Here is a 16,041-nt window from a genome sequence, read left to right on the forward strand (position 1 = left end):
GGCCACGGTCGGCGACCGTCACTTGGCTCGCTGCATCCGCATCGAGGAGGCCTCGCCATGAGCCACGACACCGACTTCGCCGCCCGCCGCGACGCGATGGTGCGCAACCAGATCGAAGACCGCGGCGTGCACGATCCGCGCGTGCTGCAGGCGATGCGCGAGGTGCCGCGCGAGCGCTTCGTGCGCCCCGGCTGGCAGGCCCAGGCCTGCGACGACAACCCGCTGCCGATCGAGGCCGGGCAGACCATCTCGCAGCCCTACATCGTCGCCTTCATGAGCGAGGCGCTGCAGTTGCAGGGCGACGAACGCGTGCTCGAGATCGGCTCCGGCTCGGGCTACGCCGCCGCGGTTCTGGCCCAGCTGGCGCGCGAAGTGCACACGGTCGAGCGCATTGCCTTGCTCGCCGAGCACGCCAGTGGGACGCTGGCCGCGCTCGGCGTGGCCAACGTGCACGTGCACTGCGCCGACGGCACGCTCGGCTGGCCCGAGGCCGCGCCCTACGACGCGATCGTCGTCACCGCCGCCGGACCCGAGGTGCCAGCGGCGCTGAAGGCCCAGCTGGCCGTGGGTGGACGGCTGGTGATGCCGGTGGGCGAGCTCGACGGCCACCAGCAACTGGTACGGCTCACTCGCACCGGGGAGCACAGCGAGCACCGCGAGGTGCTGATGGGCGTGCGCTTTGTGCCGTTGACCGGTGCGCAGGGGTGGCCCGGCTGAGCCGGGCCGACTCTGTACTCACTTCGGGCTGGCGATGTAGGCCGCCAAGTCGAGCAGCTGCTGCTGGTCGAAGCGCGTGTTCAAGCCGGCGTTGACGTGGTTGTTCACGCTGGCGAGCACCGACTGGAGCTTTGCGGCCGTGTTGGCCTGCGTCGCGCTGGCCTTGCTGTTGCCGTGACAGCCGCTGCAGTTGGCGCTGTACAGCGACAGACCTGACGCCACATCGCCCGTCGGTGCCGGTGCCGGTGCAGGTGCAGGTGCGGGTGCGGGTGCGGGTGCAGTTGCGGGTGCGGGTGCGGGTGCAGTTGTGGGTGTGGCAGCAGTCGCGCTCCAGGTGCCGCTGTCGTCGGCCCCCGGACCGGTGAAGCTGCCGCTCAGGCTGCCATCCGCCGCCACGGTGCCGATGGCCTGCACCACGCTGCGCTTGCCGTAGCGGATCTTCAGCACGAGCTGGCCGTTGGCGTCGATCGTGCCCTTGACGGGGAAACCGCGCATCTCGCGGCGTCCGTCGTCGTCCTCGTCATCGCGATGCCCGCGCCGGTCGGCCAGGGTCACGCCGAGGGCCTCGAGCTGCGCGCGCACGTCCTGGACGGCGACCGCCACGTCGCCCTCGTAGCGTGAGGTCCGTTCGGCGAAGGCCGCCTTGAAGGCCTCGATCGCCTCCTTCTGTGCCGCTGTCAGTTCGCGGCTCCCGTCGGTGGGCCGTCCGGCCTCGAGCGCGGCCTTCAGCGTCTCGAGCAGGGCCCGCACGTCGCTGCGATAGGCCGACCGCAAGTCGCGCAGCGTGGCCTTGAGCTGCTCGCGCAGCGCCTCGGCCTGCGCGCTCGCCGCGCTCCCGCCCGACCCGTCGCTCGCGGCGGCGGTGGTGGGCACCAGCAGGCCTTCGACCTCGGTCTCGCCGTCTTCCTGCTCGGTCTTGAGCAGCAGCGTGCCGGTGATGGTCTGGCCCGCGTGCTGGCCGGCGGTGACGTTGGCCGAGAACGTGTATTGCGCCTGCGACAGCACCGTCGACGGCGAGCTGTCGCCGCTTCCGGATGCGCCGGCCAGGCTCACGCGCAGTGCCGAGGCCGAATCGCTCACGATCACGACCGAGGCGTCGGCACCCGCCGCGCCCGGCGTGCCGCCGCCACCACCGCAACCGAACAACACGGCCGCGGCCAGGCTCAGCGCGGTCAGCTTCAACGACTTCATGGTGCTTGCCTTCATGCTCGACATCCTCTGTTCTGTGTGACTTGGCGCGGACACGATGCCCGGCGGCGCGAACCATAAGGCCGTGATGGGATGCTTTCCCACATGTATCCGGCACCCTTACCTCGGTCACAGCTTTGCGGCCTGCTGCGATGCCTGCTTACGAACCTGTTGGGCGTCGGGCATGATTCCCGGCATGGCCAACCCATCGCCGACCCTGCTTGCGTTGCACGACGTCACGCGCCGATACACCTTGCCGCGCGAGCGGCTGTTGTCGCCTGCGCCGGTGGTCGAAGCGCTGCGAGGCGTCAGCCTCTCGATCGAGCGCGGCCGCAGCCTCGGCGTCGTCGGCGAATCGGGCTCGGGCAAGTCGACGCTGGCGCGTATCGCGATGGCGCTGGAGCCGCCGAGTGCCGGCCGCGTCGAGTTTCTCGGCCGCGACCTGAACGCGCTCGGCGCCGCCGCGCTGCGCGAGGCGCGGCGCGACTTCCAGATGGTCTTCCAGGACCCCTACGGCTCGCTCGATCCGCGCCAGCAGGTCGGCCGCATCGTCGCCGAGCCGCTGTGGCAGGGCAGCGGCGCCGAGCGCGAGCGCGCTGTGGCCGAGGTGCTCGAGGCGGTGGGCCTGCGCGCGAGCGACGCGCGCAAGTACGCGCACGAATTCTCCGGCGGCCAGCGCCAGCGCATTGCCATCGCGCGTGCGCTGATCACGAAGCCGAAGCTGATCGTCGCCGACGAGCCGGTCAGCGCGCTCGACGTGTCGGTGCAGGCCCAGGTGCTCAACCTGCTGATCGATCTGCAGCAGCGCTACGGCGTGACCTACCTGCTCATCAGCCACGACCTCGCGGTGGTCGACCATGTCTGCGACGAGGTGGTGGTGATGCAGCATGGCCGCATCGTCGAGCGCGGCGAGACGGCGCGCATCTTCCGCGACCCGCAGCATCCGTACACCCGCGCACTGATGGCCGCCCACGAGCCTGAATTCGCAGCCTCCGCTACAGTGGCGCCCGTCATCGAGGAGCCGAAATGAAACGTCCGCTTCGTTTCCTGTTCACCGCATTGATCGCGTCGCTGGCCGTCACCGCTTCCGCCCAAGGGCGCAAGGACAGCGTGGTGCTGGGCATGGTGCTCGAGCCGGCACCGGGGCTGGATCCGACCATGGCCTCGGCCGCCGCCATCGGCGAGGTGGTGCACATGAGCGTGCTGGAGGGCCTGACGAAGATCGGCATGGACGGCTCGGTGAGCCCGCTGCTGGCCGAGGGCTGGACGGTCGCCCCCGACGGCCGGGTCTACACCTTCAAGCTTCGGCGCGGCGTGAAGTTCCACGACGGCGAGGCCTTCGACGCCAGCGACGTGAAGTTCAGCTTCGAGCGTGCCAAGGCGGAGGGCTCCACCAACAAGGCCAAGAAATCGGTGTTCGACAACATCAGCCGCATCGAGACACCCGATGCGCACACCGTGATCGTGCTGCTCGAGCGCGCCGACGGCAATTTCCTGTTCCGCATGGGCGAAGCCACCGCCGCCATCCTCGACCCGAAGAGCGCACCCACCACCGCGACCAGGCCGGTGGGCACCGGCCCCTTCGTGTTTGCCGACTGGAAGAAGGGCGCATCGATCACGTTGGTGAAGAACAACGACTACCGCAATGCCGCCGCGGTGAAGATGAAGCGGGTGACGTACCGCTTCATCAGCGACCCGGCCGCCCAGGTGTCGGCGCTGCTGGCCGGCGACATCGACGGCATGCCGCGCTTCGGCGCGCCGCAGAACCTGCCGCAGTTCCAGGCCGACAAGCGCTTCACCGTGGCCATCGGCGGCACCGGCGGCAAGACCATCGTGGCCATCAACAACAAGCGCAAGCCCTTCGACGACGTGCGCGTGCGCCGCGCCATCGCGGCGGCGGTCGACCGCAAGGCGATCATCGACGGCGCGATGGAGGGCCACGGCGCGCCGATCGGCAGCCACCTGGTGCCCAGCGACGCCGGCTACGTCGACCTCACCGCCATGAGCCCGCACGACCCCGAGAAGGCGAAGCGGCTGCTCAAGGAAGCCGGCGTGGCCACGCCGCTGAACGTGACGCTGACGCTGCCGCCGCCGCAGTACGCGCGCAAGGGGGGCGAGATCGTCGCGGCGCAGCTGGCCAAGGTGGGCATCAACGCGAAGATCGAGAACGTCGAGTGGGCGCAGTGGCTGTCCGGCGCGTTCAAGGGCAACTACGACCTGACCATCATCAGCCACGTCGAGCCGCTGGACTTCGACCGCTACGCCGACCCGAACTACTACTGGGGCTACGACAGCAAGGCCTTCCGCGACCTGCTGGCCACCTACAACGCCACCACCGATGCCAAGGCGCGGCTGAAGGTCGTCGGCGACATCCAGCGCCGGCTGGCCGAAGACCAGGTCAACGCCTACCTGTTCCAGCTGCCGCAGTTCGCGGTGGCGCGCAAGCCGCTCAAGGGCCTGTGGAGCAGCTCGCCGATCTTCGCCAACGACCTGGCTGCACTCAGCTGGTGAAGCCCGCTCCGTTCGCTTTCGCCGCGCTGGCCGCGGCGTCGCTGGCGCATGCCCAGCCGGCACCGCCGGCCGCGCCCGCCTCGGCACCGCAGGCCACCCTGGAGTCGGTCGAGATCCGCGCCCGCCGCAACGACCCGACCGAGATGCGCCGCAACGCCAGTGCGGCGAAGATCGTCATCGGCCGCGAGGAGATCGAGCAGTACGGCGACAGCAATGTCGGCGAGGTGATCCGCCGCCTGCCCGGCGTCACCCAGGGCGGCCGGCCGGGGCGCGGCGGTGACCTGCGCATGCGCGGCATGGGCAGCGGCTACACGCAGATCCTGATCGACGGCGAGCGGCCGCCGCCGGGCTTCTCGGTCGAGCAGCTCTCGCCCGACGTGGTCGAGCGCATCGAGCTGATGCGTGCGCCGACCGCCGAGACCGGCACGCGCGCCATCGCCGGCACCATCAACATCGTGCTGCGCGAGCCGCTGCGCAAGCGCAACACCGACGTGCGGCCGGCGATCACCGTCGACCGCGGGCGCGTCTCGCCACAGCTTTCGGTCTCGCGCGACGGCGTGTTCGGCGAGGACGGCAGCTTCAACCTGACCGTCAATGCGAGCGAGAGCCGCGAACGCACCGACACCCAGGCGCGCACGACCTTCAGCGACCTGTCCAGCGGCGCGGTGGCGCTGGACCAGCTCGACGACGATACGCTGTTCGTGATGCGGCGGCGGCTGAACGCGTCGTCGCGCATCCAGTGGCGTCTTGGGCCCGGCGAGCAGCTCGTACTGCAGCCCTTTGTGATGCGCGGCACCTCGCGCACGGCGAGCGCCAGCGAGCTTGAGGCCATCGGCGCGGCGCCAGCCACGCCCTACGCCGCCAGCAGCGGCGAGGGGGGCTCCGACTTCGACATCGCCCGGCTGAACCTGCAGCTCACGCGACGCGTCGGCCCGGACACGCGCATCGAACTGCGCGGCGGTGCCGGCCGCTTCGCGCTGGACAGCGGCTCGACGCTGACGCAGTTCGCCGCCGACGGCTCGCGCGTGCGCCAGATCCGCATCGCGACCTCGTTCTCGGACACCTCCTGGTCGCTCGCCGGCAAGCTGATGCACAGCCTGGGCGGCGGCCACAGCCTCGTGGGCGGGTGGGAGAGCGAGGGCACGCAGCGCGACGAGACCTCCGCCACCTGGCTGGACGGGCAGCTGCAGGAAGCCGCCGCCGGCACCGGCATCGGCGCGCGCACGCTGCGCCAGGCCGTCTACCTACAGGACGAGTGGGATCTGGCGCCGAACTGGGGGGCCTATGCCGGCGTGCGGGTCGAGTCGATCCACACCCGCAGCGACAGCGGCGGCTCGGCGACGGACAACCGCAGCATGGTGGTCTCGCCGCTGGCCCACCTGGTGTGGCGCTTCAACGCGCCGAAGCGCGACCAGCTGCGCCTGTCGCTGACGCAGAGCTATCGCGCGCCAACGCTGCGCAACCTGATCGCGCTGCCGACGCTGAACACGCTGTACCCGGTGCCGGGCGGCAACGTCGCCTCGTCACCCGACCGCGCCGGCAATCCGGAACTGGAGCCGGAGCAGTCGCACGGCATCGACCTCGCGTTCGAACGCTATCTCGACAAGGGCGGCGTGCTGTCGGTGAACCTGTTCCACCGCCGCATCCGCGACCTGATCCGCAACGTCACCGCGCTGGAAGACGTGGCCTGGGCCGACGAACCACGCTGGGTCTCGCGGCCGCGCAACCTCGGCCGCGCCACCGCGCAGGGCGTCGAGTTCGACGCCAAGTTCCGTCTGACCGAGCTGCGGGCCGACGCGCCGGCACTCGACCTGCGCATGAACCTGAGCCTGTACCGTTCGCGCGTCGACTCGGTGCCGGGGCCGGACAACCGCATCGACCAGCAGCCGCGCGCAGTGGGCAACCTCGGCGCCGACTACCGGCTGCCCGGCACGCCGTGGACCGTGGGCGGCTCGCTCGGCCTCACGCCCGGCTATCGCACCCAGCTGACCGAGCTGCAGAGCCAGGAGACCGGGCTGCGCCGGGTGCTCGACGCCTATGTGCTGTGGCAGATCGACAGCGAGACGCGGCTGCGCCTGTCGCTGGCCAACCTGACGCCGATCGACAGCATCAGCAGCTCGAACGTGCTGCAGGGCACGCAGTGGCAGCGTGTGGCCAGCGCCGGACGCACCGACACCAGTGCCACGCTGCGGCTGGAGATGCGGCTCTGAGCGGCCGCGCTACAGTGGCCGGATGGCCGATCTGCATGAACTGAGCGCCGTCGAGCTGCTCGACCTCTACCAGCGCAAGGCCGCCTCGCCCGTCGAGGCCACGCGCGACGTGCTGCGGCACATCGCGCGCTGGGAGCCGCTGCTGCATGCCACCTACGCGCTCGACGCCGAGGCCGCGCTGATCCAGGCCGAGGCCTCGCAGGCGCGCTGGATCCGCGGCGAGCCGCTGGGCGCGCTCGACGGCGTGCCGGCGACGATCAAGGAGAACATCGCGACCCAGGGCGTGCCGGTGCCGCTGGGCACCGCCGCCACCGAGCTGGTGCCGGCCGCGCAGGACGCACCGCCCGCCGCCCGGCTGCGCGAGGCGGGGGCGGTGATCCTCGGCAAGACGACGATGCCCGACTACGGCATGCTGTCCTCGGGCCTGTCGAGCTTCCACCCGCTGACGCGCAACCCCTGGGATCGGACGAAGAACCCCGGCGGCAGCAGCGCCGGGGCGGGCGCAGCCGCGGCGGCCGGCTACGGGCCGCTGCACATCGGCACCGACATCGGCGGCTCGGTGCGGCTGCCGGCGGCTTGGTGCGGCATCTTCGCGCTCAAGCCCAGCCTCGGGCGCATCCCGATCTACCCGCCCTACGCCGGCCGCGTCGCCGGGCCGATGACGCGTACGGTGGCCGACGCCGCGCTGATGATGGGCGTGCTCAGCCGCCCCGACGCGCGCGACACCATGAGCCTGCCCTGGCAGGAGATCGCCTGGCAGCAGTTGCACCGCGAGGCGAAGGGCCTGCGCATCGGCTTGCAGCTCGACGCCGGCTGGGGCCTGCCTGTAGAGCCCGAGACCCGCGCCGCGGTGGAGGCCGCCGCGAAGCGCTTCGAGGAGGCCGGTGCGATCGTCGAGCCGGTGGCGCCCTTCATGACGCGGGCGATGATCGACGGCATGGACGCCTTCTGGCGCTGCCGCAGCTGGCTCGACATCTCCGCGCTGCCGCAGGAGCGGCGTGCGAAGGTGCTGCCCTTCATCCTCGAGTGGGCGCGCGGCGGCGCGGACCTCAGTGGCGAGCAGGTGTTCCGCGGCTACAGCCAGATGGGCGCGATGCGCGAGGCCGCGGTGGCCGCCTGCGCACCCTTCGACGTGGTGATCAGCCCGACCTCGCCGGTGGTGGCCTATGCCGCCGAGTGGCCTTCGCCCACCAACGACCCGGCGCGGCCGCTGGAGCACATCGGCTTCACGCTGCCCTTCAACATGAGCGAGCAGCCCTCGGCGAGCATCAACTGCGGCTTCACCGCGGCGGGCCTGCCGATCGGCCTGCAGATCACCGGCCACCGGCACGACGACCTGGGCGTGCTGCAGGTGGCGCAGCTGTGGGAGCGGATCCGCCCGGCGCAGCGGGCGTGGCCGGCGGCACCGGTGTGATGAGCGGTCCCTTGTCGATGGCCACTTCGGAGCGCGGCGCCGGCCGGGGGGGCCGGGCTGTGCGCGGCCCGATATCCGTGCTCGCCCGCCCCCCCCGGCCGACACCGTGCCACCGGCGCTCTCCGTGCTCCGCGGGGGTCGATGCCGCCTCGGCGAGGCCAGGGGCTGCCGGTCGAGCACCGATATCGGGCGGCGCGCAGACCGGCAGCCGCTGGCCTCGCCGTGCTCGGTGAAGGCGAGCACCATGAACGACAGCCGCGACAACCCCGTCGGCACCGCTTCCCAGGAAGCACTGCAGCACGCCGAAACCGCCCTGTGGCGCATGTGCTCGTTCTTCGATGCACCGATCGCCGACCTCGACGCCGCGATCGCCGCCGACCCCGGCTGGATGCTGCCGCACGTCATGCGCGCGAGCTTCCTGCTCACGCTCACCGAACCCTCACTGCTGGCCGACGCCCGCGCTGCGCTCGAGCAGGCCGACCTGCTGGCCGCCAACGCCCCCGAGCGCGAGCGCGCCCACTGGGCCGCGGCGAGCCGCTGCGCCTCCGGCGACTGGCACGGCGCGTGCGCCGCCTGGGAGCAGATCCTGCTCGACCACCCGCGCGACCTGTATGCGCTGCAGTGGGCGCACCTGTTCGACTTCTACCGCGGCGACGCGCGCAACCTGCGCGGCCGCGTGGCGCGCGTGCTGCCCGAATGGCCCGCCGACGACCCGTTGCGCCCCTACCTGCTCGGCATGCACGCCTTCGGACTGGAGGAGTGCGGTCATTACGCGCAGGCCGAGGCGGTGGGCCGCGAGGCCGCCTCGGGCGATGCCAAGGTGCCCTGGGCCACGCATGCGGTGGCCCACGTGATGGAAATGCAGGGCCGCTATGCCGAGGGCCAGGCCTGGCTGCGCGGCCAGCGCCCGCGCTGGGCCGAGGGCAACGGCTTCGCCGGCCACCTGTGGTGGCACCTGGCGCTGTTCCACCTCGAGGCGATGGACCTCGACGGGGCGCTGCAGCTGCACGACGCGCACCAGGGCAGCGCCCATGCCGTGCTCACGCTGCAGCGTCTGGACGGTGCGGCGCTGCTGTGGCGGCTGCGGCTGCTCGGAGCGGACGTCGGTGCGCGCTGGGCCGATCTCGCCCAGGGCTGGGACCTGACACCACGCGACGCCGGCCACTCGGCCTTCAACGACGCGCATGCGCTGATGGCGCTGGTCGGCACCGGCGATGCCGCCGCCGCGCAAGCACTGCTGGCGGCCGTGCAGCGCCGCGCCGAACGCGGCAGCGAGAGCAACGCCGCGATGGCGCGCGAGGTCGGCCTGCCGCTGATGCGCGCGCTGCTCGCCTTCGATGCCGGCGACGCCGCCACCGCCATTGCCCTGCTCGCGCCGCTGCGAGACACGGCACATCGCTTCGGCGGCAGCCATGCGCAGCGCGACCTGATCGACCTGACGCTGCTGGCCGCCTGTTCGCTGCCCGGCGGCCAGCGCGCGCTCGGCTGCGCGCTGCTCAACGAACGGGTGATGGCCCGCGGCGAGACGCCACAGGTCGACCACTGGCGCCGCCAGCTCGGTCTCGCGGCGCGCGCTTGACGCCACGCAATGCGGGCGGCGCGCCGCGGCCTACGCTGGCGCCATGAACACCCTGACCAAGCTCGCCCTCGGCCTGATGGGCCAGCTCAAGCCCCAGCCTGCCGCGGCCGACGCAGCGCAGACCGTGCCGCTGCCCGCCGCCCAGCGCCGCGGCGGCCGCCCGCTGTTCGAGGCGCTGATGCAGCGCCAGTCGCAGCGTGAGTTCTCGCCCGGGCCGCTGTCGCCGCAGCAGCTGGCCGACGTGCTGTGGGCCGCCGCCGGCATCAACCGGCCCGACCTCGGCGGCCGCACCGCACCGAGTGCGCTCAATGCACAGGAGGTGGAGGTCTATGCGGCGATGGCCACCGGCCTGTACCGCTACGACCCGCCGTCCCATGCGCTGGTGCGCGTCGTGGCGGCCGACGTGCGCCGCGTCACCGGCTACCAGGATTTCGTCGACACCGCGCCGCTGGACCTGGTCTACGTGGCCGACCATGCGCGCATGAAGCTGGTACCGGCCGCACAGCGCGAGGCGTTCGCCTTCGCGGCGGCCGGGGCGATGGCGCAGAACGTCTACCTGTGCTGCGCCTCGCAGGGTCTGGCCGCGGTGATCCGCGCCTGGTTCGACCACCGCGCGCTCGGCGAGGCGATGGGGCTGGGCGCCGACCACCAGCTGCTGCTGGCGCAGACCGTCGGCCTGCCCGCGGCTCAGACGTAGGGCTGCGACAGGCCCTCGCTGGCGAACACCCGCTGCACTGCCGGCCGCGCCAGCATGCGCTGCAGGTAGGCGGCCAGGTGCGGCAGGGTGCGCGCCGGGCGCTGCATGGCGCGCGTCCAGCGGCACAGCATGAACACGTAGGGGTCGAGCGCACTGAAGCGCTCGCCGGCGAACCACGGCCCGCCATGGCGCGCGAACTCGGCTTCGAGCTGGTCGATCATGCCGGCGATGTGCGCTTCGGCATGCTTCTTCACCTGTGCCGCACCGGCGGCATCGTCGGCCCAGCGGTCGCTGTAGAAGTACAACGGCATCTCGGCCTGCAGCGTGTTCGCCAGCCACAGCAGCCACTTGTAGAACTGCGCGCGTTCGGCCGTGCCGACGGCCGGCGCAAGGCCGGCGCCGGCGTGCGTGTCGACCAGGTGCAGCACGATGGCGCCGGTCTCGTAGAGCACGAGGTCGCCGTCGACCAGCACCGGGATCTTGCCATTCGGATTGAGCTTCAGGTACTCCGGCGAGCGGTGCGCGTTGGTGGTGCGGTCAACCAGCACGCGCTCGAAGGGAACGCCGAGATCCACGAGCAGCATGTGCGGCGTCATGCTGGCGTTGCCGGGGAAGTAGTGCAGCTGTTTCATGCGGCGGCATTCTGCAGCAGCGCGCCGTGGTGCAGCACGGCATCGACCAGCATGTCGAGGTCGCCACGGCGGGTGCGGTGGTTGGCGATCGCCACGCGCAGCGCATGGCGCCCGGCCAGCGTGGTGTCGGTGGGCACGGCCAGGCCCGACTCCTGGATGCGCAGCAGGATCTCGGTGTTCAGGCGCTTGTGCGCCGCCTCGTCGCCGCCGGGCAGGCGGTGGCGGAAGCAGACGATATTGGTGGCCACCGGCGCCATCAGTTCCAGCCGCGGCTCGGCCTCGATGCGCTGCGCGAGGTATTTCGCCTGCGCGATGTTCTGGTCGATCAGCCGGCCGAAGGCCTCGATGCCATGCTCCTTGAGCATCATCCACACCTTCAGCGCGCGGAAGCTGCGGCTGAGCTCGATGCCGTAGTCGAACAGATGCGGCGCGCCGGCGATGCCGCGCGGGTGCTGTTCCAGGTATTCGGGGTGCAGCGCGAAGCTGCCGTGGTGCGCCTGCGCGTCGCGCACCAGCGCGCAGCCGACGTCGAAGGGCGCGTGCAGCCACTTGTGCGGGTCGAGCGCCACCGAATCGGCCGCCTCGATGCCATCGACCAGATGACGGTGCTTGGGCGCGATGCGCAGCAACGCACCGATGCAGCCGTCGACGTGGAACCACAGCCCCTCGCGGCGGCAGAACGCGCCCAGCGCGCGCAGGTCGTCGACCGCGCCGGTGTTGACGGTGCCGGCACTGGCGATCACCGCGGCGGGCTGCAGCCCGGCGGCGCGGTCTTCGTCGACCGCGGCCTTCAGCGCGGCGAGGTCGATGCGCTGAGCCGCATCCGTCGCCACGAGGTGCAGCGCCTGCCGGCCCAGGCCGAGCACCTCCAGCGCCTTCTGGTGGCAACTGTGCACCTGGTCCGACGCGTAGAAGCGCAGCGGCTTCGGTAAGGCCATGACGCCAACCGCGCGCACGTCGACACCCGCCTTCGCGTTGCGCGCCACCGTGAGCGCGACCAGGTTGGCGGCCGAACCGCCGTTGGTCAGCGTGCCGCTGGCGCTGTCGGGAAAGCCCACCGCCTCGCGCAGCCAGCGCACCACCTGCCGGTCGACCAGCGCCGGCGCGGTGTGGCCGCCGCCGAGGTTGCTGCCGTCCACCGCGGCGAGGAAGTCGGCCAGTGCGCCGGTGAAGCTGCCTGCGCCCATGAACCAGGCCCAGAAGCGCGGATGGATGTTGCCCATCGGGTAGGGGCGCACGCGCTCGCTGAACTCGCGGTAGACCTCGGCCAGCGGCGTCGGGCCCTGCGGCAACGGCTGATCGAAGGCGCGGTGCACCTCGACCGGCGGCTCGCGCCAGGCCGGGCGCTCGCGCACGCTGGCGAGGTGGTCGATGGCCTCGTCGACCGCGCGGTGGGCCAGGGCACGTGCGGCCGACCAGTCGTCGGGGTCCAGCGTCGCTTCGTCGTGTGCATTCATGGCGGACTCTCCCGCAACCGTGCGGGGGCGCCATGATGCGCCTTCGCTCAGGCCTGCCCGAGCAGCGTGAAGCCGACGCGCGTGCGCCCCGCCGCCGATTCGGCCAGCGGCCGGCCGGCGTGCATGCGCGCGATCGCCGCCACGATGGCCAGACCCAGGCCGTGGTGCGACTGGCCGTCGGGCCGCGCGGCATCGGCACGGAAGAAGCGGTCGAACAGGCGCGGCAGGTGCTGCGGCGCGATCGTCTCGCCGGCGTTCTCCACCTCCACGCGCAGCTGCTGGTCCGCATCGGGCGCGATGCGCACCACGACCGTCGAGCCGCGCGGCGCGAAGCGCACCGCGTTGGACAGCAGGTTGGACAGCGCCCGCTTGACCAGCGGCTCGTCGACCGCCGCGTCGGCGTCGCCGTCGACACGCGCCGTCAATCCGGCCTCCTCGAGCATCGCCTCGTGGAACTCGATCACCTGCGCGGCCAGCGCCGCCAGGCTCGCGCGCGCGCCGCGCCGCGCGGTAGCGCCGCGGTCGGCCTGCGAGAGGAACAGCATGTCGTTGACCATCGCCGACAGGCGCTGCGCCTCCTCGAGGTTGGACAGCAGCGTGTCGCGCAGCTCCTCGGCCGGGCGGTCGCGCGACAGCGCCACCTCGGTGTGGCCGATCAGCGCGGCCAGCGGCGTGCGCAGCTCGTGCGCCACGTCGGCGTTGAAGCCCTCGAGCTGCGCCACGGCGCCTTCCAGCCGCACCATGAGTTCGTTGAACTGCTCGATCCAGGGCAGCAGCTCCTCGGCCGGGTCGTCGAGATGCAGCCGCTGGTCGAGCCGGCTCGGCGAGATGGCGCGGGTCTGCGACGCCAGTTCTCGCAAGGGCCGCAGCGCACGCCGCACATGCCAGTAGCTGCCCGCCGCCACCAGCGTGCCGGCCAGCAGCGTGACGACGACGAACACGATCACCCAGTTGCGGCCGAACTTGGCGTCGCTGGTGAAGTCCATCGTGTAGCGCGCCTTGAGCAGCCCGCCGGCCAGTTGCGGTGCCGCGATGTCGAAGTCGACCGCATAGGTGTGGGCCGACATGGCGTGCGCGCCGGCCTGCTCGTCGGCGTAGAACACGCTGCCGTCGGCGCGCCACAGCTCCAGCCGCGTGCTCGCGCGCATCGCCGCATCGGCGCGCACGCGAGCCAGACAGGCCTGCTCGCCGCCGGTCTTCAGCTCGTGGGCGAGGATCTGCGCGATCACGTCGCTGCGGAACAGCGCCTCCTCGCGGTTCTTCTCCTTGATGAGCATCTTCACCGAGAACCACGCCCCGGTGAACAGCAGCGCCAGCACCACCATGGTGACGAGCGCGAGCTTGCGCGACAGGCGCAGGCCGATCGAATGGCTGCAGCGCGAGCTCATGCGGTGCGGTCCTCGAGCACGTAGCCCATGCCGCGCACGGTGTGCAGCAGCTTGTTCTCGAAGGGATCGTCGAGCTTGGCGCGCAGCCGGCGCACCGCCACCTCGACGACGTTGGTGTCGGAGTCGAAGTTCATGTCCCACACCTGTTCGGCCAGCGTGGTGCGCGACAGCACCTGGCCGCGCCGGCGCAGCAGCAGGGTCAGCAGGGTGAACTCCTTGGCGGTGAGGTCCAGCCGCGAGCCGGCGCGGTGCGCCTTGCGGCTGGCCAGGTCGAGCTCGAGGTCGGCCAGGCGCAGCTGCGTGCCCGAGCCGGCGCCGCTGCCGTTGGCGGCGCCGCGGCGCAGCAGCGCCGCCACGCGCGCCAGCAGCTCCGAGAAGGCGAAGGGCTTGACGAGGTAGTCGTCGGCACCTTCCTGCAGGCCGCGCACGCGGTCTTCCACCTTGTCGCGCGCGGTCAGCATCAGCACCGGCCGCTGGCCGCGTTCGCGCATCGCCTTGAGCACGCCGAAGCCGTCGACGCCGGGCAGCATCAGGTCGAGCAGCACGAGGTCGTACTCGCCGTCGCAGGCCAGCAGGCGGCCCTGGATGCCGTCGCGTGCCACGTCGACCACGTAGCCGTTCTCCGACAGGCCCTTGTGCAGGTAGTCGGCGAGCTTGGGTTCGTCTTCGATGACGAGCAGGCGCATAGGGAATGAATCGGATCGCAATGCAACGGCGCGCATGTTCGCACCGAAGCGGCCGGCGCTGGATTACGAATTTGTCATCTGGCTGTTCGGGAAAGCACGAGGGTCGGTTCCTAGAGTTCACTCCGTGTCGACGACAGACACCGACTGCTCCTCCCGACTCCCAACCGACTTCAACCCAAGGACACCATCATGAACGCCAAGACCCTGATCGCCACCGCCCTCGTCGTTTCGTTCGCCGGCACCGGCGCCGCCTTCGCCCAGGAAGCCACGCAGGACTTCCCGGTGCCGCAGTGGAAGTCTTCCATCACCCGCGCCGAAGTGATCGCCACGCTGAAGGCCGCGCCGGCCGCACAAGCGAGCTACGGCGAAGCCTCGACGGCGCCCAAGGCCGCCTCGACCCTGAGCCGCACGCAGGTGCAGGCCGAGACCCGCGAGGCGCTGCGCCTGGGCGCGATCGGCAGCGACGAAGGCATGGTGCGCGTGGCCACGCCGGCACAGGCCGAGCAGATCCGCGCCGAGGGCCTGCGCGTGCTGGACGGCACGGTCGCCCGCGCGCAGTGAGCTAAAGCGTAGCCTGCGCGACTGCGTGCTCCCAGCGCTGCATCAGCGCCTGGGCACGCTCGCGCGGCATGGTCGGCAGGAAGCGACGCTCCACCTGCCATTGCGCGCTGAGCTCGTCGAGGCTGCGCCACACGCCGCTGGACAGGCCGGCCAGGTAGGCCGCGCCCAGAGCGGTGGTCTCGATCACCTGCGGGCGCACCACCGGGATGCCGAGCAGGTCGGCCTGGAACTGCATCAGCAGGTCGTTGACGCAGGCACCGCCGTCCACGCGCAGCTCGGCCACCGGCGCGCCGCCGTTGGCCACCGCGTCGCGGCTCATCGCGGTGAGCAGCGCCGCACTCTGGAAGGCGATGCTCTCCAGCGCCGCCCGCGCGATGTGCGCCACCGTGCTGCCGCGCGTCAGGCCGACGATGGCGCCACGCGCGTCGGGCTTCCAGTAGGGCGCCCCCAGGCCGGTGAAGGCCGGCACGAACATCACGCCGCCAGAGTCGGGCACGCTCTGCGCGAGCTGCTGCACCTCGCCCGAGCCCTTGATGGCCTGCAGCCCGTCGCGCAGCCACTGCACCACCGCGCCGCCGATGAACACGCCGCCCTCGAAGGCGAACTCCGGCGTGCCGGTGGGCTGCGCCGCGCTCGTCGTGATCAGGCCATTGGCCGAGTTCTGGAACTGGCTGCCGGTGTGCATCAGCATGAAGCAGCCGGTGCCGTAGGTGTTCTTGGCCAGGCCGGCCTTGAAGCAGGCCTGCCCGAACAGCGCGCTCTGCTGGTCGCCGGCCACGCCGCCGATCGGCAGCGCCGCGCCGAGCAGCTCGGGCCGCGCATGGCCGTACACGTGTGACGACGGCCACACCGCGGGCAGCACGTCCACCGGCACGTCGAGGAGGTTGAGCAGTTCCTCGTCCCAGGTGTTGGTGTGCACGTTGAGCATCAGCGTGCGCGAGGCATTGCTGACGTCGGTGGCGTGTACGGCGCCGCCGGTCAGCTGCCACATCAGCCAGGTG

The 16,041-nt window shown here is 71.6% G+C and carries 14 protein-coding genes; 8 read left to right on the plus strand and 6 right to left on the minus strand.

The genetic code is table 11. The annotated features are described in order from the left end of the window. The first annotated feature begins 57 nt into the window (after window positions 1–57). Window positions 58–717, plus strand: coding sequence for a protein-L-isoaspartate(D-aspartate) O-methyltransferase (locus AB7U92_RS06905; RefSeq protein WP_428575438.1), 660 nt, complete (start codon window positions 58–60; stop codon window positions 715–717). Between the two features lie 18 nt (window positions 718–735). Here the strand turns inward: AB7U92_RS06905 and AB7U92_RS06910 are convergent, their stop codons facing one another. Then, a complete protein-coding gene (locus AB7U92_RS06910) occupies window positions 736–1,923 on the minus strand; it encodes a c-type cytochrome (protein WP_428575439.1) in 1,188 nt (395 codons plus the stop codon). A 178-nt stretch (window positions 1,924–2,101) separates the two neighbouring features. Here AB7U92_RS06910 and AB7U92_RS06915 point away from each other — a divergent pair, with 178 nt between their 5' ends. From AB7U92_RS06915 to AB7U92_RS06940, 6 genes are all read left to right on the plus strand, one after another. Then, complete coding sequence (locus AB7U92_RS06915) at window positions 2,102–2,935, plus strand: ATP-binding cassette domain-containing protein (protein WP_428575440.1); 834 nt, start codon at window positions 2,102–2,104, stop codon at window positions 2,933–2,935. Beyond that, window positions 2,932–4,416 (plus strand): ABC transporter substrate-binding protein, encoded by a 1,485-nt coding sequence (locus AB7U92_RS06920; protein WP_428575441.1) that lies wholly within the window; start codon window positions 2,932–2,934, stop codon window positions 4,414–4,416. The genes AB7U92_RS06915 and AB7U92_RS06920 overlap by 4 nt, the downstream gene beginning before the upstream one ends. After that, window positions 4,413–6,626 carry a TonB-dependent receptor plug domain-containing protein gene (locus AB7U92_RS06925; RefSeq protein ID WP_428575442.1) on the plus strand — a complete coding sequence of 738 codons (2,214 nt, stop codon included), beginning with the start codon at window positions 4,413–4,415 and terminating at the stop codon, window positions 6,624–6,626. The genes AB7U92_RS06920 and AB7U92_RS06925 overlap by 4 nt, the downstream gene beginning before the upstream one ends. 22 nt (window positions 6,627–6,648) lie before the next feature. Then, on the plus strand, window positions 6,649–8,040 hold the full coding sequence (locus AB7U92_RS06930) for an amidase (protein WP_428575443.1): 1,392 nt from the start codon (window positions 6,649–6,651) through the stop codon (window positions 8,038–8,040). Window positions 8,041–8,284: 244 nt separating this feature from the next. Beyond that, window positions 8,285–9,619 (plus strand): tetratricopeptide repeat protein, encoded by a 1,335-nt coding sequence (locus AB7U92_RS06935; protein WP_428575444.1) that lies wholly within the window; start codon window positions 8,285–8,287, stop codon window positions 9,617–9,619. Between the two features lie 43 nt (window positions 9,620–9,662). Further along, complete coding sequence (locus AB7U92_RS06940; protein WP_428575445.1) at window positions 9,663–10,316, plus strand: SagB/ThcOx family dehydrogenase; 654 nt, start codon at window positions 9,663–9,665, stop codon at window positions 10,314–10,316. Here the strand turns inward: AB7U92_RS06940 and AB7U92_RS06945 are convergent. Genes AB7U92_RS06945 through AB7U92_RS06960 form a run of 4 tightly spaced genes read right to left on the minus strand, consistent with a single transcriptional unit; the run spans window position 10,307 to window position 14,479 of the window. Continuing rightward, window positions 10,307–10,948 (minus strand): glutathione S-transferase family protein, encoded by a 642-nt coding sequence (locus AB7U92_RS06945; RefSeq protein WP_428575446.1) that lies wholly within the window; start codon window positions 10,946–10,948, stop codon window positions 10,307–10,309. The two genes, AB7U92_RS06940 and AB7U92_RS06945, sit on opposite strands and share 10 nt — an antisense overlap. Further along, a complete protein-coding gene (locus tag AB7U92_RS06950) occupies window positions 10,945–12,405 on the minus strand; it encodes a pyridoxal phosphate-dependent decarboxylase family protein (protein WP_428575447.1) in 1,461 nt (486 codons plus the stop codon). The genes AB7U92_RS06945 and AB7U92_RS06950 overlap by 4 nt, the downstream gene beginning before the upstream one ends. A 47-nt stretch (window positions 12,406–12,452) precedes the next feature. Then, window positions 12,453–13,793, minus strand: coding sequence for a heavy metal sensor histidine kinase (locus tag AB7U92_RS06955; RefSeq protein WP_428575448.1), 1,341 nt, complete (start codon window positions 13,791–13,793; stop codon window positions 12,453–12,455). Continuing rightward, the gene (locus AB7U92_RS06960; RefSeq protein WP_428575449.1) at window positions 13,790–14,479 is read right to left on the minus strand and encodes a heavy metal response regulator transcription factor; all 690 of its coding nucleotides are present in this window, start codon (window positions 14,477–14,479) and stop codon (window positions 13,790–13,792) included. Before AB7U92_RS06960 ends, AB7U92_RS06955 begins: the two co-directional genes overlap by 4 nt. Window positions 14,480–14,668: 189 nt before the next feature. Between AB7U92_RS06960 and AB7U92_RS06965 the strand changes: the two genes are divergently transcribed. Beyond that, the gene (locus tag AB7U92_RS06965) at window positions 14,669–15,040 is read left to right on the plus strand and encodes a DUF4148 domain-containing protein (protein WP_428575450.1); all 372 of its coding nucleotides are present in this window, start codon (window positions 14,669–14,671) and stop codon (window positions 15,038–15,040) included. 1 nt (window position 15,041) lies between these two features. On the opposite strand, the gene AB7U92_RS06970 is transcribed toward AB7U92_RS06965, so the two are convergent. Further along, the coding region (locus tag AB7U92_RS06970; RefSeq protein ID WP_428575451.1) for an FGGY family carbohydrate kinase at window positions 15,042–16,041 on the minus strand (1,000 nt) is incomplete at its 5' end.

It is taken from the genome of Piscinibacter sp., assembly GCF_050175855.1.
Lineage (GTDB): Bacteria > Pseudomonadota > Gammaproteobacteria > Burkholderiales > Burkholderiaceae_C > Piscinibacter.